Source organism: Stenotrophomonas genospecies 5, from assembly GCF_054473825.1.
This window is the reverse complement of sequence record NZ_JBTMUW010000001.1, coordinates 2,527,602-2,551,290: the sequence shown is the minus strand read 5'-3', so window position 1 is coordinate 2,551,290 and position 23,689 is coordinate 2,527,602. Positions and strand designations below refer to the sequence as shown.

Sequence of the window (23,689 nt, the reverse complement as noted above, 5' to 3'; positions counted from 1 at the left end):
TTCTATGGTCTAATGCCGGCAAGAAGCGGGGGTACCGCGGCCATCGGCCACGGTTGAGACAGTCCCTTGGAACCTGATCCGGCTCATACCGGCGTAGGGAAGCTTTGCAATGCAACCGAACCCGGACGCGGCCCAAGGGCCGTCCGCGTGCGGGGGCAGTGCGCCGCCGCTTCGTCCCTGACCCTCCTGGACGATGCCCGATGAACGCACAGCTCTCCGCCCTGCAGCAACAGGCCCAGCAACTCTCCGAATCCGTGACCCGGCCGATTCCCGGCTCGCGCAAGATCCATGTCACCGGCTCGCGCCCGGACCTGCGCGTGCCGATGCGCGAGATCACACTGAGCCGCACGCCGACCCTGTTCGGCGGCGAAGAGAACGCGCCGGTCACGGTGTATGACACCTCCGGCCCCTACACCGATCCTGACGTGCGCATCGACCTGTCCGCGGGCTTGCCGGCCCTGCGCCGTGCCTGGGTCGAAGCGCGGGGTGACACCGAACAGCTTGATGGCCTGAGCTCTTCCTTCGGCCGCGATCGCGAGCACGACCCGAAGCTCGATGCGGTGCGCTTCCCGGCCCGCAGCCTGCCGCGCCGCGCCCGTGCGGGTGGCAATGTCACCCAGATGCACTATGCGCGCCGCGGCATCATCACGCCGGAGATGGAATTCGTCGCCATCCGCGAGAACCAGCGGCTGGACGCGATCCGCGATGCAGGCCTGCTGCAGCAGCATCCGGGCGAAGCCTTTGGCGCATCCATCCAGAAGATCATCACCCCGGAGTTCGTCCGCGACGAAATCGCCCGTGGCCGGGCGGTGCTGCCCAACAACATCAACCACCCGGAAAGCGAGCCGATGATCATCGGCCGCAACTTCCTGACCAAGATCAACGCCAACATCGGCAACAGCGCGGTGTCATCCGGCATTGCCGAGGAAGTGGAGAAGCTGGTGTGGGCGATCCGCTGGGGGGGCGATACGGTGATGGACCTGTCCACCGGCAAGCACATCCACGAGACCCGCGAGTGGATCATCCGCAACTCGCCGGTGGCGATCGGCACGGTGCCGATCTATCAGGCCCTGGAGAAGGTCGATGGCCGTGCCGAGGCACTGACCTGGGAGATCTTCCGCGACACGTTGATCGAACAGGCCGAACAGGGCGTGGACTACTTCACCATCCATGCCGGCGTGCTGCTGCGCTACGTGCCGCTGACCGCCAAGCGGGTGACCGGCATCGTCAGTCGCGGCGGCTCGATCATGGCCAAGTGGTGCCTGGCCCATCACAAGGAGAATTTCCTCTACACGCACTTCGAGGACATCTGCGAAATCATGAAGGCCTACGACGTGACCTTCTCGCTGGGCGATGGGCTGCGCCCGGGCTGCATCGCAGACGCCAACGACGCGGCGCAGTTCGGCGAGCTGGAAACGCTGGGCGAGCTGACGAAGATCGCATGGAAGCATGACGTGCAGACGATGATCGAAGGTCCCGGGCACGTGCCGATGCAGCTGATCAAGGAAAACATGGACAAGCAGCTGCGCGAATGTGGTGAGGCTCCGTTCTATACGCTGGGGCCGCTGACCACGGACATCGCGCCCGGCTATGACCACATCACCAGTGCCATCGGCGCAGCGATGATCGGTTGGTTCGGTACCGCGATGCTCTGCTACGTGACGCCGAAGGAACACCTTGGCCTTCCCAACCGCCAGGATGTGCGCGACGGCATCATGGCCTATCGCATCGCCGCACATGCGGCCGACCTGGCCAAGGGGCATCCGGGCGCGCAGGTCCGCGACAACGCATTGAGCAAGGCGCGCTTCGAGTTCCGTTGGGAAGACCAGTTCCACCTCGGGCTGGACCCGGAGAAGGCAAAGGAATTCCATGACGAGACGCTGCCCAAGGACGCGCACAAGCTGGCGCACTTCTGCTCGATGTGCGGGCCGCACTTCTGCTCGATGAAGATCACCCAGGACGTGCGTGAGTACGCCGAGGCCGGAATGAAGGAGAAGTCCGAGCAGTTCCGCGCTGCGGGCGCGGAGGTCTACCAGCAGGGCTGATCGGACTGGCGTCGCCGGGCGTGCCCCGGCGGCGCTGCATCGCGCGCCTCACGCGCATCCCGTTATCCTCCGCCCATCTTTCCGGGGAAGGGACGCCATGCCTGTTGCCGTGACCACCCGCTGGCTGGCCATCGCCCGCCGCCATCCGTCCGCGTGGCTGCTGGGCGCGCAGCTGCTGGCGGTGATGCTGTATCCCGCGCTGGACGACACGGCCGCCGGCCGCGCCGCATTGGGCATGTTTGGAATGGCGGTGCTGGGCCTGGCGTTGTGGGTGGTCCAGCGCAGCCCGTTGGGTACATGGCTGGCACTGCTGCTGGCGATTCCGGCGGTGGTGTTCTCCATCGCCGGCGCGCTGCTGGACCGCGCCGCGCTGGTGACCACCGCGCAGCTGCTGGAGAGCCTGCTCTACTTCTATACGGCCGGCGCCCTGATCGCCTACATGCTGCAGGACCACAAAGTCACCCGCGACGAACTGTTCGCGGCCGGCGCCACCTTCACCTTGCTCGCGTGGGCATTCGCCTTCGCATTTGGGGTGTGCCAACAGTGGTATCCGGGCAGCTTCCAGGGCAGCAGCGAGGGACCTCAGCGAAGCTGGATGGAGCTGCTTTATCTGAGCTTCAGCTTGCTGTCCGGGGTCGGCCTGAGCGATGTCGTGCCGCTGCATCCGCAGGCACGCGCACTGGTCATGCTGGAGCAGTTCTCAGGCGTGATGTACGTGGCTTTGGTGGTTTCGCGGCTGGTCGGATTGACCATGCTGCGGCGTTTCTGAAAATGAATGGCAGATAAAAATTTCGCGCCCGAAAGGGCGCGAATGATGGTGCGAAGTTATGTGAATGCGTCGGCGAGAGAGAGCCTGATGTCGACCACGCGATAGGCGAGGTAACCGGCATAGGCTAGTATTCGCGCGCTCCATTGTTTTTGCGGTATGCGCCGATGCTTTGTGCGGAGTCTGGCTTTTCGCTGTTCCCCGTTGGGGACGGTATCGAAGGCGAACACTGCCCGGAAACTGTCTCTACTGTTTAGCAAAAAATGAACCGCAGCGAAATCCAGCCCACCGAATCTGATCGGATCCGGATTGGCGAATGTGTCGTCACTTTGTCCTCGCGAGAGGTCGAAGTTGCCGGCGCGCGTCGCCCGCGCCGGCTGACGCCGAAGGCGCTGGGCGTGCTGCGTGTGCTGCTGCGGCAACCCGGGCGCGTGGTCACCCGCGAAGAACTGTTCGCCGAGGTGTGGCCCGATACGCTGCCCACCAACGATGTGCTGACGCAGGCGGTCACCCAGCTGCGCAAAGCCTTCGCCAACGACGATGACAACGGCCAGGCGTATATCGAGACGATCGCCAAGACCGGCTACCGCCTGCGCGTGCCGGTGCAGGCCGTGCCCGAGCCCGAAGCGGAACTGGCGGTCGATGCCGAAGGCGCGGCTGGCGATTCCAACGCGGTCGTGGAGGTGCACACGCCAGCCCCGGAGGACATGCGACGCCGTCGCTGGCGCTACCTGCGACGTCGATTGTTGCTGGTGCTGGGCCTGTTGATGCTGGCCGCACTGCTGGTGATGACGGTCCTGCTGCTGCGCCGTGCGCCGGCCAGCTCTCCGGTGGAGGCGGCGGTGGAGAACGGCACGCGGGTGATCGGCAGCCCGCAGCGGCCCTATCGGCTGATCACCGCCACCGCAGGCTTCGAAACCTATCCCACGCTGTCGCCGGATGGTTCGCAGGTGGCCTACGAAGGTGCCAGCGAGGATGGCCTGGGCGGCGGTGCGATCAAGGTACAGACGTCCGGCAACGCGCCGGCGCGGCAGCTGCTTGTTCCTCCTGAGGGTGCGGTTGACCGCTTCCCGAACTGGTCGCCGGATGGACGCGACATCGCCTTTGCCCGCTTCTCCGCCGATGGGGGTTGTCAGGTGCTGATCGCCAGTGCGACCGGCGGCGCGTTGCGCCAGGCCACGCGCTGCGATGGCACCGAGCTGCTCAGCTTCGACTGGACACCCGACGGGCGCGGCCTGGTATTCGGCAGCATGGTGGGCCGCTATGCCCACCGCGGTATCCGAGTACTCGATCTGGCCAGCGGACAGTGGCAGCCGCTGCAGTACGCCGTCGATCAGGACGATTTCGATTACGCGCCGCGCTATTCGCCGGACGGCAAATGGCTGGTGTTCGTGCGCAACCCGCAGATGGGCGACCTGTGGCGGGTTCCTGCCGCGGGTGGCACGCCGGAGCAGCTGACCAGCGAGTCGGCCGAGCTGCGCGGATGGGCCTGGCTTGGCGACGGCCGCACCATCGTGTTCGGCCGCCGGGTCGACAGCGAGGTGCGGCTCTATTACCTCGACATCGAGCGGCGCACGCTGCGTGATGCCGGACTGGATGACGCGCAGTGGCCGGCGGTATCGCGGCATGGCGGCATGCTGGCCTTCGTCCATCGCCGTGCACAGTTCGGCGTGTTCAAGGTGCCGATGCAGGGCGGTGAACCGGAGCGCCTGTTTGCGTCCAGCGGTCGCGATGGTCAACCGATGGCAGCACCGGACGGTCGCCAGCTGGTATTCACCTCTGACCGCTCGGGCAGCTTCGCTCTCTGGTGGGCGGACATGCAACGCCCCGATTCGCTGCGGCCGATCGAGGGCCTGCGCCCGGAAGCACGGCAGGCCCCCGATTGGTCGGCCGACAGCCGGCAACTTCTGGTGGTTGGGCGCGATGCACACGGTCGCGCGGTGGTCTACGAGATCGCACCCCGCGACGAGCGTCTGCAACCGCTGCCCGTGCCCGCCGAACAGCCGCTGCAGGCGCTGTATGGCGCCACGCCCGAGCAGCTGCTGGTGGTCGAACGTGATGCCGACCAGCGTACGCGGCTCAGTCTGTTCGATCGCAGCACCCAACCCTGGCGGCGGCTGGCGAGCATCGACGGCGTCTCCCAGGTCCGCTTTGACCGCGCAGGCCGTCGGGTGCTGTTCACCCGCCTGGCGGCGGAGGGGTTGTGGGCGGCGGACGCGGCGCTGTCGCCGGACAGCGTGCGGCAGATCAGCGAGGACAAACCCAGCCGCTGGCGCTACCGCTCGTGGACGGTTGCCGGCCACGACAGCATCGGCTATCTCGGCAGTTCCACCCGCTGCAGCACCATCCTCGTCCGCATCGCCGCCGGGCAGGAGGATGCCGGGCGCTGCCTGGACGCGCAGCGCTTGAGCGCGAGCAACGGACTCAGTGCCAGCGCAGACGGGACGGCCCTGTTTGTCGCTCTGGCAGTCAGTGATGGCGCCGACATTGGCGTGATGCGGCTGCCCGAAAAGGCGCCAGCGCTGTTCCCGGCCTTCTCCAAGATGTTGATGTTCAAGGGAAATGGGCCTTCGTAATTTTTTCGTCGGGATCTCGCCGCGAATTCGTGGCGATCTCGTCGGTCTTTCCTGACGCGGTGCCGCCTGATTGGGCAAAACGGAGGCCTGTACTTGGCAAATCCGTGGTGCACCATGCGTCAACTCTCACTGGCCGATCGTGGCCAATCCGTCTCCCTGGACAAGGCACTCGATGACGTCGTGCCGACCTGCCTGGGCGTGGCCCGGCTCGGCAGCCTGCAGACCGCGGGCAGCAGCTTCACTGTGTGGATGCAGGTGCGCGGCAGCTCCTGGGTGGAGGCCAAGGAGGGGCGCTTCCGCCTGCGCCACGGCGAATGGATCGCGTTCGAGAAGGAATCGCGCCCGCTGGTGCAGGCAGGGCGCAACGGGCTGTGCATCGGCCTGAACCTGAACGTGGAAGCGCTGCGTGTGCTGGCGGAGATGGCCGACTGCGGCCTGTACGCGGGCCGCGGCCGGATGGGCCGCAGTGACGCTCGCGTCGCGCTGCGCCTGTGGCGTGATGCCTTGGCCAGTGGCCACCCGGCGCAGCACCTGCGCCCGCTGCTGCTGCATCTGGCCGGCCTGCAGCGTGGATTGGCCGACAACGTGCAGCGCTGCCCTGGCCGTTCGCGCAGCCGCAAGCGCCAGGTGTTCGGTCGCATGCAGCGCGCCCGCCTCTATCTGGAAGGCAACAGCCACCGCGTCGTACGCATCGGCGAACTGGCCGAGCTGACCAACTTCTCCAGCTGGTATCTCTCCAAGACGTTCCAGAGCCTGTATGAAGAAAGCCCGCAGTCGCTTTCGGCACGGCTGCGCCTGGAGCGCGCCGCCGACCTGCTGCGCGACACCGACATGATGGTGGGAGAGGTCGCCGCGGCCAGTGGTTTCGACAACTGCTGCAGCTTCGCCCGGGCGTTCCGCGCCCGCTACGGGCAGTCCGCTTCGCGCTTCAGGGAAAACGGCGGCTTGCTCCCGCCACAATCCGCAAAGTCTCTGGTTGGTTCGCGCAAATACAGCGCTGCAACGCAATCGTAACGTGCTGGGGTGTTTTAACACGCTGCTAACACGTACCTTGGAGAGATTGATGAACGTTCGTAACCCCGCAGTGCGGTTCGGCCTGCTGCCGGCCGGCATTGCGCTGGCGCTGGCGCCCGCCTTCGCTTCCGCACAGGAAGCACCGGAAGCAAAGGGCACCACCGACCTGGACCGCATTTCGGTCACCGGCTCGCGCATCCGCGGCGCTGCCGTTGAAACCCAGCAGCCGATCGTCACCCTGAGCCGTGAGAACCTGGAAAAGCAGGGCTACACCTCGGTTGCCGACGTCCTGCAGAACCTGACCTCGGCCGGCTCCCCGGCCATCTCCCGTTCGGAGTCGCTGGCTTCGGGCGAAAACGTCGGTGGCTACTACGTCGACATCCGCAACCTGGGCGCGCAGCGCACCCTGGTGCTGATGAACGGCAAGCGCCTGGGCGCGACCACCGCCGGCTACCAGGATCTGAGCCAGATCCCGATGGCCGCCATCGAGCGCATCGAGATCCTGAAGGACGGCGCCTCGGCCATCTACGGTTCGGACGCCATCGCGGCCGTGGTCAACGTGATCACCCGCAAGCGCTTCGACGGCGCTGAAGCCAGCGTCTATGTCGGTCAGTACGGCAAGGGCGACGGCGACACCGAAACCTATTCGTTCACCCTCGGCAGCATGGGCGAGCGCGGCGGTGTCACCATGTCCGCCGAGTACTCCAAGCAGGATCCGGTGTGGGCGAAGGACCGTTGGTTCAGCCGTGACGGCAACGCCGGCCCGAACTACCCGGGTTCGGGCGCCAGCCCGATCAACCAGAAGGGTGGCTTCTGCGACCCGTGCGTCACCCCGAACCTGAAGCAGGGCGAGCCGGGCTATGTCGGCCCGAGCGACCAGCGCTGGTACACCCTGCGTGATGGCGGCAACCCGGCCAACCGCGCCGACTACCGTCTGGAAACCTCCGCTGACGCCGTCAATGCCAACCAGCAGATGATGGTGCAGACCGGTATCGAGCGTAAGTCGCTGTACGTCAACGGCAACTACGACTTCACCGACGCGATCTCGTTCAACGCTGACGTGCTCTACAACGAGCGCAACACCACCCAGCAGATCGCAGGCTATCCGTACCAGTCGGCATCCTTCGACACCCCGCTGTCGGCCGACAGCGCGTTCAACCCGACCGGTGAAGACCTGACCTTCCGCCGCCGTCTGTGGGAAGTGCCGCGCACCACCGAAAGCCAGGTCAAGACCCTGCGCTTCGCCCCGAGCATCAGCGGCTTCTTCGACTTCGCCGGCAAGACCTTCGACTGGGACGTCGGCGCGCTGTGGAACCGCAACGAAACCACCAAGCGTGGTCACGGCGACATGAGCCTGATCGCATCGGAACAGGCGCTGGGCGCTTCGTTCATCGGTGCTGATGGCGTCGCCCGCTGCGGCACCAGCATGTCCGATCCGCTCGCCACCAGCGGCTGCCGTCCGTGGAACCCGCTGCTGCCGTTCGGCGTTGCCGGTGCCGGTTCGCTGGCCGACCAGGCCACCCAGGACTTCCTGTTCCCGTACTTCACCGATACCGGTCTGACCAAGACCACCAGCTTCACCGCCAACCTGTCGGGTTCGATCGTGACCCTGCCGGCCGGTGACCTGGGCTTCGCCGTGGGCGTCGAGCACCGCAAGGAAGAAGGCCGCTTCTCGCCGGATGCCTTCGCACAGTCGGGCCAGTCCACCGGCCTGGGCGCGCAGACCACCCAGGGTGAGTACTCGCTGGACGAGGTCTACCTGGAACTGAACGTGCCGGTCCTGGCGGACATGCCGTTTGCCAAGGAGCTGACCCTGAATGCTGCGACCCGTTACTCGGATTACAGCAACTTCGGCGACACCCTGAACTCGAAGTTCGGCTTCACCTGGCGTCCGCTGGACGAGCTGCTGGTTCGCGGTACCTGGGCTGAGGGCTTCCGTGCTCCGACCATCGACAACCTGTACGGTGGCCTGAGCAGCAGCTTCGAGTCGTACACCGATCCGTGCGGCATCACCGCGCCGGGTTCGGTCAACGGCAACGCGGCCTGCTCGGCGGCGGGCGTCCCGGTCGGTTACACCCAGCTGGGCCAGGGCCTGATTCCGTGCACCTCGACCCCGTGTGCGACGCCGGACCAGTTCATCTCGGGTGCCAACCCGAACCTGACCCCGGAAACCTCCAAGAGCACCACCGTCGGCCTGGTCTGGAGCCCGCGCTGGGTGCAGGGCCTGGACATCTCGCTGGACTGGTACAAGTACGAAATCAGCGACATGATCATCGCTGACAGCGTCGACCGCATCCTGCGTGACTGCTACGTGCTGGGCGATGCTTCGCGTTGCGCCGCGCACACCCGTGCAGGCGATGGCCACATCAACGGCATGACCTACGGCCTGGCCAACCTCGGCCAGATGGAAACCCAGGGCTACGACCTGGGCATCAAGTACCGCCTGCCGGAGCTGGCCATCGGCCAGTTCGCGATCGACTGGCAGACGAGCTACCTGGCCAAGTACGACGAGCAGGGCCAGAACGCTGACGGTGACAACATCACCATCGGCCGTGTCGGTGAGCCGGGCCTGTTCCGCGTGCGTTCGAACCTGGGCCTGACCTGGTCGAAGGGTGACTTCGGCGTGGCGTACACCGCACGTTACTACTCGGGCATGAACGAAGCCTGCGTGGCCAACCGTCCGTGCGACGACGCCGACCGCTACCAGAACGGTGAGAAGTCGCCACTGCGCAAGACCGGCTCCAACACCTTCCACGACCTGCAGGTCAGCTGGAAGGCACCGTGGGATGCCACCATCGCGCTGGGCGCCAACAACGTGTTCGACCACAAGGGTCCGATCATGTTCACCCAGCCGAACTCGAGCTTCGCCTACTACGGCGGCTTCGACGTGGGTCGCTTCCTGTACATGAAGTACACCCAGCGCTTCTGATCCATCGAAGTGCGATAGCAGAACGAGGAGGGCGGACCGCAAGGTCCGCCCTTTTCGTTTCTGTAAGGGAATTCTGATCAGGTCGGGAAAGTGAGTGCGGTCACTGTCTGCTCTTGTCGCATTCAGCACAGTAGGCGCGTCCAATACCGGACACTGGGAGATGGATATGAAGCGCACGCTTTTCCGCCAGGTATCGGCCGCCGTCCTGATCTATGCAACGCTGGTGGGCTCGCTGTCCGCACAGAACATCATCGTCTGCGGCGGCGGTGTGTACTGCGAGCAACTCCGGCTGGAGTGCCTGGCCAAGGGCAACGCCCCGGCCCTGTGCGAGCGTCAATGGCGTCTGTGCGTGCTGGACGCCTGTCCGCAGCGCTGAGAGAGAAAAAAGGGCGCGTCCGTTGGACGCGCCCTCATGCGAGGTGACGGCAGTCGCCCGCGTGCCGCTCAGGCGTCAGTGGGTGTCAGCCCCATCAGTGCATTGGCATGCTCACGCCACTGCGGCAGTCGATTGAGCACGCCCGCGCGCTGCAGGTAGTCCTCGTCAACGGGATCGCCGTTGACCAGCGCCAGCGCCACGTGCACCGCGCCGGTCACCCAGAAACTGCGGGTCGTGGCGCGTTGCGGCTGCAGGTGGAACGCCACCGCTTCGATGATCGGCATCGGCAGGCCCCACAGCCCCAGCAGGTAGGCGCCGGCTTCGGCGTGCCCGGGACGGAGGTCGCCGGCCAGCGCAGGCTCGCTGCGCTCGTTGCGGACGCCCGGCAGCAGCAGGCCGATGTCAGCCAGCAGCGCCGCGGTGGCACCCAGTTCCGCACTGGAATCGGGCAGCAGGCGGGCGGCCAGACGCGAGGCGAGCAGGGCGCGCTGCTGCAGCGAGTTGCGTTCGGCCGCAGACAGCGTCGGTGCCGAGAACACCTCGCTTGCCAGGACCAGGTCGCGCAGGGTGGACAGGCCCAGTCGGGTGACCGCCGTGCGCAGATCGGCGATGGTGCGGCCCTGGCTGAAGAAGGCCGAGTTGGACAGCTGCAGGACTTTCGCGGCGATGGCAGGATCGGCGGCGACCAGTTTGGCCACGTCGGCGCTGTCGGTATCGTCATCGTGTTCCAGGGCCTGGGTCAGGCTCAGGTACAGGTGTGGCGGCGAAGGCAGCTTCTCGATGCGGCCGATGGCATCACGCAGGCGCGGGCTGTCCAGCACCTCGCGCAGCTCTTCCAGGCTGGTCAAGGCCTCCAGCAGCACTTCCGGCGCCAGTGGCAGCGGCAGGAAGCGGTGGGCAACGCCGATCAGGCGCGCCGGTGGTGGCCGGTTGCCGTGCTGGGCATCGACCAGGGCGATACGGATGGTTTCCGGGCGCAGTGTCCGGATCTGCCCCAGCAAGGTGGTGGCATTGAGGTCCGGCAGCTGCGGGCAGACGATCACCGCGTCCACGCCCTGCGTGGCCACTGCCGTCATCGCGGTGTGGCCGTCGGCGGCGGTCAACGGCTGCCAGTCTTCCCCAAGATCGGCAATGAATTCGGTCAGCTCGGCCGGCAGGCTGGCTGCATCTCCAACAAGCAGAATACGCACGACACAATCCCCTGGCTGTCTCGACGCTGGATGTCGACGACGTGTGAAGTGACGCAATTTACCTAATACAGCACCCGGAGTGCTGTGCCGTGGTGTTGAAACGTGACCCGCATCGCTCCGGCAGGACACACCGGAGCGACGCGGTTCAGGATCAGGCCTTGCTGCCTTCCAGGTAGCGCGCGTGCGCTTCGACCAGGATCTGCTTGGCTTCCGCCGCGCCGCCCCAGCCGTCGAGCTTGACCCACTTGCCCTTTTCCAGGTCCTTGTAGTGCTCGAAGAAGTGGCCGATGCGCTCCAGCCAGTGGCTGGAAACCTGCTCGATGTCCTCCACGTGGGCATAGCCGCTGAAGATCTTGGCGACCGGCACGGCCAGGATCTTCTCGTCGCTGCCGGCCTCATCGCTCATCTTCAGCACGCCGACCGGGCGGCAGCGCACCACCGAGCCCGGCACCAGCGGCAGCGGCAGCACCACCAGCACGTCGGCCGGATCGCCGTCGCCGCACAGGGTGCTGGGCACGTAGCCGTAGTTGCACGGGTAGCGCATCGGGGTCGACAGGATGCGGTCGACGAAGATCGCGCCGGTTTCCTTGTCCACTTCGTACTTCACCGGCTCCGAGTCCTTCGGGATCTCGATGATGACGTTGATTTCTTCCGGCGGGTTCTTGCCGGGCGAGACGAGTTCCAGACCCATGGTCGTGCTCCAGGTGGGGATGTAGGCGGATAGCCCTCCATTTTATGCCTTTGCAGGCCGCTGTGCAGGTGGGGCGACCCCTACAGGCCGCTGCGCAGGTGGACGACCTGCGGCGCCCGCCTTGCCCGATGGGCCCGGAAGGCCGGCCGGCGCAGGCTGCTGGCTCGTTCCCTGGGAGATATCCGCCATGTCCTGGACAACCCGCTGCTGCGGCACGTTCCTGTTGTTCGCAACCCTGCCGCCGCTGGCACACGCCAGCCATGTCGACCTTGTCGACTACCCCTCGCCCCAAGCCAATCGGGACCGCTTCCACCGGTTGCAGGCGTCGCTGGTGCGCGAGTTCGACGGCATCTGCGCCGACACCTTCTGCGAAGGTGAGTACAGCAACTACCGGGTACTGACGTTCCGCTGCGCCGTTCAGGCCGACGCCGGTACCGTACGCCACTGCGCCTGGGGCATCGTGGCCAGCGAGCTGCAGGTCGAACCGGTCCGCGGCGAAGTGCAGGTGGACAATGCGCGCTGGATCTGCCCCGTCACCCTTGGGGAGGGCATTCCGGTGGAGGTGTTCCACGCGACGCTGGAGCAGGAGGAGGGCGCGTTCGAGCCCTTCCCGGGAACCGATGTGACGGTCTTCGACACACTGCCGACCTGCCTGGGGCGGCCGGGCAATGCCGGGAGGGCCGCCTGATGCGCGCGCTGAAGAGGGGTGTTCTTGCAGGCCTGATGGGGCTGGCCGGCGCGGCACACGCTGCGCCGGCCTATGTGGATGCACGCCTGTTCCCCAACCAGGCGGCTGGGTGGCAACGCTTCCTGGCGGTCGAACGGTCGCTGCGGCAGAGCTTTGACCACGTCTGCGGTGACACCTTCTGCGAAGGCGAATACAGCAATCTGCTGCCGATGCGGTTGCGCTGCTCGGTGCATGCGGCAAGCGGCGCCATCCAGAGCTGCATCTGGACCTTCGCCGGCAGCGCCACCACGGTGGCTGATGATGGACGGATCGATGTCGACCTGCGCAGTTTCGCCTGTCCACTGCCCGTGGCGACGGGAACACGGCTTGAGGACTTCCTGCGTGCGCTGGAGCAGGCCCAGCCCAACCGTGCGATCCATGTGACGCCGCCGGGCGGCCGCATTTCGATTCACGAGGGGCGGATCGGTTGCCTGTGATTCTCTCAAATGAGAACGTGACTGATTCGCATTGACGGTGTAGCATGCGCGGCGCCCTCCCGTCGTACCGGCTCCGCGCATGCCATCCAATGCCGCCACCCTCACCGAACTGCTGATCCGAGAGCGGCCGGCGCTGCTGCGCCGGGTGCAGCGCATCCTGGGGGGCGACCCGGGTGCGGAGGACGTGATCCAGGCCGTCTGGTTCAAGGCCCGCGGGGTGGGCAACGCCCCGTTGATCGACAATCCCAGGGCCTATCTGTACCGCCTGGCAGCCAACCTGGCGACCGATCATGGACGCGAGTCGACGCGCCGCAACCGCCTGTTGGCCGATCACTACCTGTGGGGACCGGACGAGGCTACGTCCACGTCCACCGAAGAGCAGGTGATGGCGCAGGATGAGCTGCAGCGTGTCCTCGATGCGGCCAGCCACCTGCCGGAGCCGACCCGCGCCATCTTCCGCCTCAATCGGCTGCAGGGCCTGACCCAGGCCGAGATCGCGCGTCGCCTTGGCGTGTCGGTCACCACCGTGGAGAACCACATCCGCGCCGCGTTGCAGCGCCTGGCCTGGGCCCGCAGCGGCCGCTGAGCGGACGCGCTTGGGGATGGGCCTGGTTCAAACGTCTTGATGGCTGGACTGTACCTGCGGTCCAGTTCCCTCTCCCCGCGCGTGAATATTCCTGTCCGCCAGCCAATGAGCCCGCCGAACACTTCTTCTCCCGCCGCCTGCGAAGACGTCGTGGCCGAACAGGCCATGCGCTGGATCGCGTGGCTGGCATCGGGCGACATCACCGATGCTGGCATGTGCGAATTCGAAGAGTGGCTGGCGCAACCGGGCCATCGCCACGCCTTCGAGCAGCAGCGCACGCTGTGGCGCAGCCTCGGCCCTCGACCGGCTGTCGCGTCTGCGGTGCGGCGCCGGCGTCAGCGGCTGCGCTGGATGACGGCTGCCGCTGCCGCCCTGGCGATGCTGATGGTCTGGCCCGAGGCGTCCCTGCGCCTGCAGGCGGACCACCGCAGCCGCCAGAGCGTCCAGCATGTGCAGTTGCCCGACGGCAGCCGTGCGGTGCTCGACGCGGACAGCGCGATCGCCGTGCACTTCGATGCGGGCACTCGGCGGGTCGATCTGCTGCGTGGCCGCGCCTGGTTCGAGGTGGTCGCCGATCCGCAGCGGCGCTTCAGCGTGGCCGCAGGCAACGGCGTGGTTGAAGACATCTCCACGGCATTCTCCGTGTCGCGGGTCGAGGAAGCGGTTGAAACCCAGGTCGGGCAGGGCAGGGTGCGCGTGGCCGCCCCGGCCGACAGTGGCTGGACCTATCTGCAGGCGGGGCAGCGTGCGCAGTACGGTTCCGCGTCCGGCGTCGTCCGCCTGAGCGATGTCGCTGCCGACAGCGTGGGTGCGTGGCGCCAGGGCGAACTGCTGCTGGAGCAGGCCAATGTTGCCGATGCAGTGCATCTGCTTGGTCGTTATCGTGCTGGTCCGACCTTCGTGCAGGGCGACCTTTCGACCTTGCCGGCCGTGAGTGCCGCACTGCGTATCGATCGCCCCGAACAGGCCCTGGATGCACTCGCGGAGACGACGGGGCTGAGGATCACCCGCCTGCCGATGGCTGTGGTCATCGTTCACAGATGACGCCGTGTCACGCGTGGAGACGTGATCGGCAGTGATCCCCCTTGGGGCTGTGGCGCTGCCGTTCGTCTTACTCCACGAACGTACCCGCAGCCGCCACGTACGTCGCCGTGTCCACGCGTGCCGTGGATGACGCCGCGCCTGCGGCTCCGCTCTCCTGACAGGTTTCTCCATGTTCGATTCCCCACGTCCGGGCCGCACTCCGCGCCCGTCCCGCCTGTATGTCGCACTGCTCGCCGCCGGTATTGCCGGCGCAGTACCGCCCGCGCTGGCCCAGGACACTGCCAACCCGCAGGCAGCCGCGCAGCGCTTCGACATTCCCGCGCAGCCGCTCGACAGCGCGTTGCGCAGCTACATGCGGCAGTCCGGCGTACAGGTGGTCTATCCGGCTGCGCTGGCCAGCGGCGTCACGTCGCAGGCGGTCAGCGGCCCGCTCACCGCAGACGAGGCGCTGGCGCGGCTGTTGCAGGGCAGTGGCATGGGCGTGCGCCGTGTCGGCGACGGTGCAGTGACACTGGCAGCGGCCGGCGCCCTGCAGGCGCAATCGCCGACCATCACCGGCCCGCTGCGTGTGGCCGGCGATCGCGTCGCTGAAGGCATCGGCAGCGACGAGGCGCGCCTGCTCGACACCTATCGCAGCGTCGGCTCGACCACCACGCTGGATCGCACAACGCTGGAGCGCTTCCGTGGCACATCCAACGGCGACATCGTCAAGGGCGTGGCCGGGGTCACCGCCGGTGATCCGCGCGTGGGCAACGGTTTCGACGTGAACATCCGCGGCATCCAGGGCCAGAGCCGCGTGCCCGTCATCATCGATGGCGGGCAGTCCAGCATGGACACCTACCGAGGCTACGCCGGCCAGTCACAGCGCAGCTACCTTGATCCGGACCTGATCTCACGCCTGACCATCACCAAGGGCCCCAGCCTGCAGGCCAACGCGTCCGGCGCCATCGGCGGCGTGGTGGAGATGGAGACGCTGAACGTGGGTGACATCCTGCGCGAGGGCCGCGACGTCGGCGTCCGCGTGCGCGCTGGGTTGGCCAACGCCAGCGCCAACAGCGTGCCGGCTTACAGCGCCGTGCCCCGGACGGACCGCAGCGCCACCGGAAGCCAGTTCTTCAACGTTGCCGCCGCTGGGCAGTGGGACCGCTTCGATCTGGTCGCGGCGTACGCCCACCGCGACAACGGCAACTACTTCTCCGGCAGGCACGGATACGATGACTTTCCGCAGACCCGGCGCACGCTGGCACCATTGAATCCTCCGCGCACCGAAGTGTTCAACACCTCCTCGCGCTCGACGTCGGCCCTGCTCAAGGGCACCTGGCGCATCGACGATGCGCAGACCCTCGAAGCTGGCTATCGCCGCTATGAGGGCCGCGCCGGCGAGATCATGGCCTCGCAGATCATCCGCGTTGAGCGGGATCGCATCCCACAGTGGGATCCCGGCCACGTCGACATGGACAGCTACAGCCTGCGCTATCGCTTCGATCCAGACAGCGAACGGATCGATCTGCGCGTCAACGCCTGGTACACCGATGCTGACAGCGTGATGTACAACAGCCTGACCGGCATCACGCCGTGGTACTTCGACCGCCGTACCGAGTGGTACGACGCGCCGAGTTTCAGCGGCGATCCGGGCTACAAGGATGCCTACCGCAATCCGCTGCGACAGAAGCGCTTCGGCCTGGATGCCAGCAACACCTCGATCTTCGACACCCGTGCAGGCGTGTTCACCCTCGACTACGGCCTGTCCTACAGCGATGAGGACATCGCACCGGGCAGCTCCGCACCGATCAAGCAGGATGATCTGGTCAACAACCGTTTCCTGCGCAACGCTGAGCGCAAGGAATACAGTGCGGTGGCGTCGCTGAAGTGGCAGCCCGACGAACACTGGGAGTTGATGGCCGGTGGCCGCTGGAACCGGGTGGACGTGCATGACCGCAATCGTCTGGCCACACCCGATGCCTATGAAGTGCAGGGACAGTACCGCTACACCGAGCTGCTGGATGGCAACCCGGCACTGCCCTCCTGGCGCGCCAAGCGCATCGCGCTGCTGAACTGGTATCCGGACGCCGATGGTGCGTTCACCCAGGCCTCGCTGTTGGCCTCGCCGTACAAGAAAGGCACGGTGGCTGACATCGGTGGCTGGAACTTCTACGACGCTGATGCACCGGAAGACCTGGAGGTGCCGGTCAGCTGGACCTGGTCGCAGCCGATCCGTCGCCGCGACAGTGCCTTCTCACCCACCGCCAGCGTGGCCTATCGCTTCAGCGAGGACACGATGGTCTACGTGAAGTACGCCGAGGGCACCAAGCTTCCGAGCCTGTTCGAGACGACACTGGGCTTGTTCACCGCCGCCAAACCCGTCGGAGAGCTGAAGCCGGAGCGCGCGCGCAGTTGGGAAATCGGTGCCAGCACCGTCCACCATGACCTGTTCACCGCCGATGATCGCCTCGCGCTGAAGCTGGCGTACTTCGATACGCGCATCGATGACCTGATCACGCGTGACTACCGCACGCTGTCGGCCGGCCTGATCCGCAACGTCGACCAGTTCAAGGTCTCAGGCATGGAGTTCCAGTCCAGCTATGACAGCGGCAAGGTATTTGCCGACCTGTCCGCGCATTACTACTTCAAGGCCAGGACCTGCGCCCCGGACATCGCCGCCGAGCGCCGGGCGTACGGTGCACAGCGCAACAATGATGAACTGGCCAGTACGCCCAACTGCGTAGACGGTGGCTTCGAGGGTTCCTACACCAATACGCAGAACCCGCCGCGCTACATGGTGAACCTGACGGCTGGATCGCGCCTGTTCGACGAGCGCCTGACCTTCGGCACCCGGGTGATCCACAACGCCGGCCCGATCAGCAGACTGGACAAGGACTGGAATGTCGGCCTTTCGGCGATCCAGCAGCTGTACCGGCCCACCACCCTGGTGGATCTGTTCGCCAGCTGGCGCTTCAGCGACCAGCTGTCGGTGGAGGCGAATGTGGACAACGTGACGGATCGTTACTATCTCGATCCGCTCGCCCTGGGCGTGATGCCCGCCCCGGGCCGTACCGCGCGCCTTGCGTTCACCTGGAGGTACTGATTACCTGCGCAGAGCGCCTTCGGTGGGTGCGGACCTTGGTCCGCACCGCCTTGCCGCGACCGCAGGCTTACAGCCCGGTCGCTGCCTTCACCGCATCTTCGTGCAGCGACTCGTTCAGTTCATCGACCACCGTGCTCCAGGCCGCATCGGCCTGCAGCGATTCGGCCAGGAACTGCCGCTGGCCATCGTTCCAGTAGGGCGCGTCGGCCACCGCCACGCCGGTAGCCAGTTGGTGGTCGCGGATGAAGCGGGCGATGCCCTCGGCGCTGGCATCCAGGCCCAGCTGCAGGAACAGGTTGGTCATGCGCGGTTCGGTGGTGATCATCATCGGTTCCCGGCGGGAAAGAGGGAGGGGCATTATCGACCCAAGTGGGCTTGGGGAAAGCCCTGCGCCGCACGTCTACAGCAGGACCTCTCTCCCAGGTACCCTCCGTGAACGCACATATCGCTCCTGAAGACAGCCGTAGCCTGCGCCTCAAGGCCGCCACGCGCGACAGCCACGGCGCGCTGGACAAGCGCATCATGGCCGGTGACATCTTTGCCGATCTCGGCAGCTTCGCCCGCTTCCTGCGCGTGCAGTACCGCTTCCATCGCAGCATCGACCGGCTGTACGCCAGCCCGGCGTTGGAGGCATTGCTGCCGGAGCTGGCCGGGCGTCGGCGTCTGCAGCAGGTGGCAGCTGATCTGCACGACCTGGGGCAGGATCTCCCTGGCGCGGACATGGCGCCGTTGGCAGGTGACCTGCCGTTGCCGGTGGCGCTGGGGTGGCTGTACGTGGCCGAAGGCTCCAACCTGGGGGGCACGGTGCTGTACAAGATGGCCGCGCGGCTTGGCCTGGACCAAGGGTTCGGTGCCCGCCACCTGGCTGCGCACCCGGATGGCGCGGCCCGCCACTGGCGGGAATTCACCGCCGCGTTGGATGCGGTGCCCCTGAGCGCCGCGCAGGAACAGCAGGTGATCGATGCCGCCGATGCCGCGTTCCGTAGCGTGCATGGCCACGTTGAAATCGAGTTCGGCTGATGCCCGGGCTCTGCCTGCGGGCGATGCGCTGATGCGCTGGCTGTGGTTCGCGCTGGGCTGGATGATGGTCGGGCTGGGGGTGATCGGCGCGTTGCTGCCGGTGATGCCCACCACCATCTTCCTGATCCTGGCGCTGGGCTGCTTCGCGCGCAGTTCGCCACGGTTCGAGCAACGGCTGCTGGCACATCCTCGCTACGGCCCGCCGCTGCGACTGTGGCGGGAACAGGGCGCCGTGTCGCGCCGGGGCAAGGCATTGGCCAGCGCTGGCATGGCGGTGGGGTTCGCCTTGTTCTGCTGGGGCGCACACCCTTCCTGGCGGCTGCTGCTGGGCGTGGGCCTGTTCTTCGCGGTCAGCGCCGGCTATGTGCTCAGCCGGCCAGCGCCACGGTTGGAGCCGCCCCAGAGTGTCGAACGTGGCGATGTCGGCGATCCGCGCCGCTGTGGGCGTCGCTGGAATCGCTGAGTCCGCGTGAGGGGATGGAGCCGGGCCCACGCCCGGCTCCACCGATCCGCTACAGCAGCGGCACCAGCAGCAGCGCCACGATGTTGATGATCTTGATCAGCGGATTGATCGCCGGCCCTGCCGTGTCCTTGTACGGGTCGCCGACCGTGTCGCCGGTCACCGCGGCCTTGTGCGCTTCGCTGCCCTTGCCGCCGAAGTGGCCATCCTCGATGTACTTCTTGGCGTTGTCCCAGGCACCGCCGCCGGTCGTCATCGAAATCGCCACGAACAGGCCGGTGACGATCGTACCGATCAGCAGGCCCCCCAGCGCGCGTGGGCCCAGCAGCAGGCCGACCACCACCGGCACCACCACCGGCAGCAGCGAGGGCAGGATCATCTCGCGGATCGCAGAACGGGTCAGCATGTCCACGGCCTTGTCGTACTGCGGCTTGCCGGTGCCCTGCATGATGCCGGGGATGTCGCGGAACTGCCGGCGCACTTCCTCCACCACCGCGCCGGCGGCACGACCCACCGCCTCCATGGCCATCGCGCCGAACAGGTACGGAATCAGGCCGCCGATCAGCAGGCCGATGATCACCGTGTGGTCACTGAGGTCGAAGCGGAACTCCTGCCCGGGATTCGCCGCCTGCAGGTTGTGCGTGTAGTCGGCGAACAGCACCAGCGCCGCCAGCGCCGCCGAGCCGATCGCATAGCCCTTGGTCACTGCCTTGGTGGTGTTGCCCACCGCGTCAAGCGGATCGGTGATGTCCCGGATCTCCGAGGGCAGTTCGGCCATCTCCGCGATGCCGCCCGCGTTGTCGGTGATCGGTCCGTAGGCGTCGAGGGCCACGATCATGCCGGCCATCGACAGCATGGCAGTAGCGGCGATGGCGATGCCGTACAGGCCGCCCAGCGCGTAGGCGCCCCAGATCGCGGCACAGACCGCCACCACCGGCAGCGCGGTGGACTTCATCGAGATGCCGAGGCCGGCGATGATGTTGGTGCCATGTCCGGTGGTCGACGCCTGGGCGACGTGCTGCACCGGCTTGTACTGGGTACCGGTGTAGTACTCGGTGATCCAGACGATCAGGCCGGTCAGGACCAGGCCGATGAGGGCGCAGCCATACAGCGCCAATGGACCGTGCACGTTGTCGGACATCAGCCCCGTGGTGATCGGGTAGAAGGCGATCGCCGCCAGAACACCCGACACGATCACGCCCTTGTACAGGGCCCCCATGATCGAGCCACCGGGCTTCACCTTGACGAACAGCGCGCCGATGATCGATGCGATGATCGACACGCCTCCCAGCACCAGCGGATACAGCACGGCGTTGGCGCCGGCTTCGGCGAGCATCAGGCTGCCCAGCAGCATGGTTGCGATCACCGTGACCGCGTAGGTTTCGAACAGATCGGCGGCCATGCCGGCGCAGTCACCGACGTTGTCGCCGACGTTGTCGGCGATCACCGCCGGGTTGCGCGGATCGTCTTCGGGAATGCCGGCTTCGACCTTGCCGACCAGGTCGGCGCCGACGTCGGCGCCCTTGGTGAAGATGCCGCCGCCCAGGCGCGCGAAGATCGAGATCAGGGAAGAGCCGAAGGCCAGGCCGACCAGCGCATGCAGCGCCTGGTCCATCTGCAGCCCGAGCCGCAGCAGCAGGGCGTAATAGCCGGCCACGCCCAGCAGGCCCAGGCCGACCACCAGCATGCCGGTGATCGCACCGCCACGGAACGCTACGTCCATCGCGGCGCTGATGCCGTTGCGTGCGGCTTCAGCGGTCCGCACGTTGGCGCGCACCGACACGTTCATGCCGATGTAGCCGGCAACGCCGGACAGCACCGCACCCACCGCGAAGCCGACAGCGGTGTACCAGCTCAGGAACACGCCTACGAGCACGAACAACACCGCGCCAGCGATGCCGATGGTCAGGTACTGGCGGTTCAGATAGGCGCGTGCGCCCTCCTGGATCGCGGTGGCGATCGCGACCATGCGCTCATTGCCGGTGGGTTGGCGCAGGATCCAGCGCGCCGAGACGATTCCGAACAGGATCGCGAGAATGGCGCAGCCCAGCGCCAATGACAGCCCGTGACGTTCCAGCATTAGACCCCTCCGCAGAATGGATGATGAGCATCCAGTGGCGATGAACTTCACCACGAGGGGGACGACGGGCTGCAGCCTGGAACCAACCCGTGCCGACCGTGGCGGTCGTCCGACGTATGGCGGTGTTCAGCATTCCCTGGTGGCCGCAGTATGCGTGCACATGCGCCCGGATGGTAGCGCCGTGCGTGGAAGGCGCAGCGCTTGCCCCTCCACCGACGCGCCTTTGCACCCTGTTAAGCCTTCCTCTGCAAGCCTGCGCTCAGTCCTGAAGGAGACCCTCCCATGCGTCTGTCCCTGTTGATGCTTGCCGCCCTTGTGCCGGCAATGCCTGCATCTGCCGCCGAGACCCCGGAACTGCAACGCGCGGTGGGTGCGCCGCAGGCGGTGGGAGCGGTACACACGCTGCGGCAGATTCCCGAAGCCTGTGCGCGGCTGGAGGGCGCCTTCACCGGCCAGGCTGCCGAGCCGTATCGATTCGCCGTGGTCCGTACCAGCGAGCAGTGCCAGCCGCGCGCTCGTTTTGTCGACTTCGCCAAGGCGCAGCCCGCTGTCGACAAGGGCTGGAAGCTCAATGACGTGATCCGCGTGCCCAGCGCGACGTGCCCGGCACAGCAGGCGGTGGTGCGGGTGTGGCGTCTGCCGGTCGACAACCGCCAGGCGCTGGACGGCCAGGGGCAGTCGCGCATCTATCTGGAAGAAGCAAAGAAGCAGGCCGCCGCCGGCAAGATTCCGCAGGTGACGATGTTCGCCGCGCAGCTGCAGGTGGAAGGCAAGGCCTGCAACTGACGCCGTCCGGCAGGGCGAAGCCACGCAGGGCGTGGATGTACTTCGGCGCGCACCGGTAGCGTCGGGCCATGCCCGGCGGAGAACCCGGTAGTGCCGGCCGCTGGCCGGCACCCCTGCCATCACTCGGCCAGCTTCGCACCGCGGGCCACCAGCAGGTCACGCAGTGCCGAACGATGGCAGTGCGCCTCATCCTCGCAGTAGCAGCCCACGCTGATGTCGGTGTGCTGCGACAGCGCGGCCAGCAGATCCAGCGCGTGGGCTGCGTCGGGCGCCTTCATCTCGGCACGGTAGCTGCGGAAGAAGGCATTCCAGTCGGCCGCGGTGGTCGCCCCGCGAGCCTGTTTCACTCGTTCCGCGCTGGGCGACAACGTCGGGAACCAGACGTCGTACCAGTCCTGGCGGACGAACTCGCTGCGTGGCACGCCGCGCGGCGGGCGGCGTACGGTGCCGATGCGCAGGCCTTCGCCCGGAACGCGCGGAGAACCGAGGCGGACGATCCGCAGGGCCATGATCGCAGTCAGACCTCGAAGGCCGGCAGCGTCTTCTTCACTGCCACGTTCTTCAGCGTCACATACTTCGGCAGGCCATCGGCGCCGTACGGCAGTGGCGCTTCGCCCTTGATCAGCGGTGACAGATAGGCGCGCGCCCGGGCAGTGATGCCGAAGCCGTCGCGCCGGATGAAGCCGGCTGGCATCTTCTTCTCGTGGTTGGCGATCTTCGACAGCGGCGCGGACTCGATCTTCCAGCGGTACGGTGCGTCGCTGCTGCGCACGATCACCGGCATCACCCCGTTCTGGCCCTTCAATGCCAGTTGCACGGCCGCCTTGCCCACGGCCTGCGCCTGGTCCCAGTCGGTGCGGCTGGCGATGTGACGTGCCGAGCGCTGCAGGTAATCGGGCAGGGCCCAGTGCACCTTCAGCCCCAACTGGTCCTTGACCCGGCCAGCGAGGTGCGCGGCGACGCCGCCCAACTGCGAATGACCGAATGAATCCTTGCTGCCGCCGGCATCGGCGACGAAGCGGCCATCCGCCGTGGCGATGCCCTCGGAGGCCACGACCACGCAGTACCCGACGCGTTCGACCACCGCCTTGACCTTGGCCAGGAAGGCGGCCTCGTCATAGGCACGTTCGGGCAGCAGGATGATGTGCGGGGCCTCATCGTCGCCATTGCCGGCCAGGCCTGCGGCAGCGGCCAGCCATCCGGCATGGCGGCCCATCGCCTCGTAGATGAACACGCGGGTGGAGGTCTCGGCCATCGCCGCGACATCCAGCGCCGCCTCGCGCACCGACACCGCGGTGTACTTGGCCGCCGAGCCGAAGCCGGGGCAGGTATCGGTAACAGCCAGGTCGTTGTCGATGGTCTTCGGCACGCCGATGCAGGTCAGGTCGTAGCCGGAGGCCTTGGCCAGCTGCGAGACCTTCAGCGCGGTATCGGCCGAGTCGTTGCCGCCGTTGTAGAGGAACCAGCGCACGTCGTGCGCGCGCAGGACCTGCAGCAGACGTTCGTAGCGCGCACGGTCGGCATCGAGCGACTTCAGCTTGAAGCGGCACGAACCGAAGGCACCGCCCGGTGTATGGGCGAGGGCGCGGATGGCCGCCGCACTCTCCCTGCTGGTATCGATCAGCTCTTCGCGCAGGGCGCCCAGGATGCCGTTGCGGGCCGCCAGGACCTTGATGCCGTTGGCCCGGGCCTGTTCGATCACCGCCGCAGCGGTGGCGTTGATGACCGCGGTGACACCACCGGACTGGGCATAGAGGAGGGTACCGTTGCGCATGCTTCTACCTGCTCAGGGGAGGGACATTGCAGGGACATTACCCGGATGCGGTAAAGTGGCGCTATTGCGGTGCAGCGATACCGGACCGTCCGGGACGCGAACC

At 66.7% G+C, this 23,689-nt stretch carries 20 protein-coding genes and 1 riboswitch; of the genes, 14 read left to right on the top strand and 6 right to left on the bottom strand.

All coding sequences use genetic code 11. The features are described 5' to 3' along the window. The first annotated feature begins 17 nt into the window (after positions 1-17). Positions 18-118: riboswitch (TPP riboswitch) on the top strand. A gap of 82 nt (positions 119-200) precedes the next feature. From thiC to ACX9OW_RS11720, 6 genes are all read left to right on the top strand, one after another. Continuing rightward, on the top strand, positions 201-2,045 hold the full coding sequence (thiC, locus tag ACX9OW_RS11745) for a phosphomethylpyrimidine synthase ThiC (protein ID WP_065175099.1): 1,845 nt from the start codon (positions 201-203) through the stop codon (positions 2,043-2,045). A gap of 97 nt (positions 2,046-2,142) precedes the next feature. After that, entirely contained in the window at positions 2,143-2,814 is a 672-nt protein-coding gene (locus tag ACX9OW_RS11740) for an ion channel (protein ID WP_053519170.1), read from the top strand. A 260-nt stretch (positions 2,815-3,074) separates the two neighbouring features. Further along, positions 3,075-5,387, top strand: a complete 2,313-nt coding sequence (locus ACX9OW_RS11735) for a winged helix-turn-helix domain-containing protein (protein WP_253118306.1) — start codon at positions 3,075-3,077, stop codon at positions 5,385-5,387. Positions 5,388-5,501: 114 nt separating this feature from the next. Continuing rightward, complete coding sequence (locus ACX9OW_RS11730; protein WP_053519175.1) at positions 5,502-6,401, top strand: helix-turn-helix transcriptional regulator; 900 nt, start codon at positions 5,502-5,504, stop codon at positions 6,399-6,401. A 49-nt stretch (positions 6,402-6,450) separates the two neighbouring features. Beyond that, complete coding sequence (locus ACX9OW_RS11725) at positions 6,451-9,330, top strand: TonB-dependent receptor plug domain-containing protein (protein ID WP_053519177.1); 2,880 nt, start codon at positions 6,451-6,453, stop codon at positions 9,328-9,330. Positions 9,331-9,496: 166 nt separating this feature from the next. Continuing rightward, entirely contained in the window at positions 9,497-9,706 is a 210-nt protein-coding gene (locus tag ACX9OW_RS11720; RefSeq protein ID WP_053519179.1) for a hypothetical protein, read from the top strand. A 68-nt stretch (positions 9,707-9,774) separates the two neighbouring features. Here ACX9OW_RS11720 and ACX9OW_RS11715 read toward each other — a convergent pair whose 3' ends face one another. After that, complete coding sequence (locus ACX9OW_RS11715; RefSeq protein ID WP_053519181.1) at positions 9,775-10,896, bottom strand: HDOD domain-containing protein; 1,122 nt, start codon at positions 10,894-10,896, stop codon at positions 9,775-9,777. A 151-nt stretch (positions 10,897-11,047) separates the two neighbouring features. Further along, positions 11,048-11,587: an inorganic diphosphatase gene (ppa, locus tag ACX9OW_RS11710; protein ID WP_053519183.1), complete on the bottom strand. Its 540-nt coding sequence runs from the start codon at positions 11,585-11,587 to the stop codon at positions 11,048-11,050. Positions 11,588-11,774: 187 nt separating this feature from the next. On the opposite strand from ppa, the gene ACX9OW_RS11705 reads away from it, so the two are divergent. The 5 genes from ACX9OW_RS11705 to ACX9OW_RS11685 all read left to right on the top strand — a co-directional run bounded on the left by ACX9OW_RS11705 (position 11,775) and on the right by ACX9OW_RS11685 (position 17,466). Then, positions 11,775-12,275, top strand: coding sequence for a hypothetical protein (locus ACX9OW_RS11705; RefSeq protein ID WP_253118307.1), 501 nt, complete (start codon positions 11,775-11,777; stop codon positions 12,273-12,275). Continuing rightward, a complete protein-coding gene (locus ACX9OW_RS11700) occupies positions 12,275-12,751 on the top strand; it encodes a hypothetical protein (protein ID WP_459062298.1) in 477 nt (158 codons plus the stop codon). The genes ACX9OW_RS11705 and ACX9OW_RS11700 overlap by 1 nt, the downstream gene beginning before the upstream one ends. Before the next feature lie 79 nt (positions 12,752-12,830). Then, on the top strand, positions 12,831-13,337 hold the full coding sequence (locus ACX9OW_RS11695; RefSeq protein ID WP_053519189.1) for an RNA polymerase sigma factor: 507 nt from the start codon (positions 12,831-12,833) through the stop codon (positions 13,335-13,337). A 105-nt stretch (positions 13,338-13,442) separates the two neighbouring features. Further along, positions 13,443-14,381, top strand: coding sequence for a FecR family protein (locus ACX9OW_RS11690; protein WP_253118309.1), 939 nt, complete (start codon positions 13,443-13,445; stop codon positions 14,379-14,381). 169 nt (positions 14,382-14,550) lie between these two features. Then, positions 14,551-17,466: a TonB-dependent receptor gene (locus ACX9OW_RS11685; RefSeq protein ID WP_459062297.1), complete on the top strand. Its 2,916-nt coding sequence runs from the start codon at positions 14,551-14,553 to the stop codon at positions 17,464-17,466. Between the two features lie 67 nt (positions 17,467-17,533). Here the strand turns inward: ACX9OW_RS11685 and ACX9OW_RS11680 are convergent, their stop codons facing one another. Next, positions 17,534-17,791 (bottom strand): DUF2789 domain-containing protein, encoded by a 258-nt coding sequence (locus tag ACX9OW_RS11680; RefSeq protein ID WP_053519195.1) that lies wholly within the window; start codon positions 17,789-17,791, stop codon positions 17,534-17,536. Positions 17,792-17,898: 107 nt separating this feature from the next. Between ACX9OW_RS11680 and ACX9OW_RS11675 the strand changes: the two genes are divergently transcribed. Together ACX9OW_RS11675 and ACX9OW_RS11670 are read left to right on the top strand one after the other, a co-directional pair. Continuing rightward, positions 17,899-18,486: a biliverdin-producing heme oxygenase gene (locus ACX9OW_RS11675; protein WP_164150861.1), complete on the top strand. Its 588-nt coding sequence runs from the start codon at positions 17,899-17,901 to the stop codon at positions 18,484-18,486. A gap of 31 nt (positions 18,487-18,517) precedes the next feature. Further along, a complete protein-coding gene (locus ACX9OW_RS11670; RefSeq protein ID WP_065181703.1) occupies positions 18,518-18,949 on the top strand; it encodes a YbaN family protein in 432 nt (143 codons plus the stop codon). 49 nt (positions 18,950-18,998) lie between these two features. Here the strand turns inward: ACX9OW_RS11670 and ACX9OW_RS11665 are convergent, their stop codons facing one another. Further along, the gene (locus ACX9OW_RS11665; RefSeq protein ID WP_065175091.1) at positions 18,999-21,026 is read right to left on the bottom strand and encodes a sodium-translocating pyrophosphatase; all 2,028 of its coding nucleotides are present in this window, start codon (positions 21,024-21,026) and stop codon (positions 18,999-19,001) included. 282 nt (positions 21,027-21,308) lie between these two features. Between ACX9OW_RS11665 and ACX9OW_RS11660 the strand changes: the two genes are divergently transcribed. Next, positions 21,309-21,812, top strand: a complete 504-nt coding sequence (locus ACX9OW_RS11660; protein ID WP_065175090.1) for a hypothetical protein — start codon at positions 21,309-21,311, stop codon at positions 21,810-21,812. A gap of 119 nt (positions 21,813-21,931) precedes the next feature. On the opposite strand, the gene ACX9OW_RS11655 is transcribed toward ACX9OW_RS11660, so the two are convergent. After that, on the bottom strand, positions 21,932-22,321 hold the full coding sequence (locus ACX9OW_RS11655) for a DUF488 domain-containing protein (protein WP_164150863.1): 390 nt from the start codon (positions 22,319-22,321) through the stop codon (positions 21,932-21,934). An 8-nt stretch (positions 22,322-22,329) separates the two neighbouring features. Beyond that, positions 22,330-23,586, bottom strand: a complete 1,257-nt coding sequence (locus ACX9OW_RS11650) for a 6-phosphofructokinase (protein ID WP_459062296.1) — start codon at positions 23,584-23,586, stop codon at positions 22,330-22,332. Between the last annotated feature and the right edge of the window lie 103 nt (positions 23,587-23,689).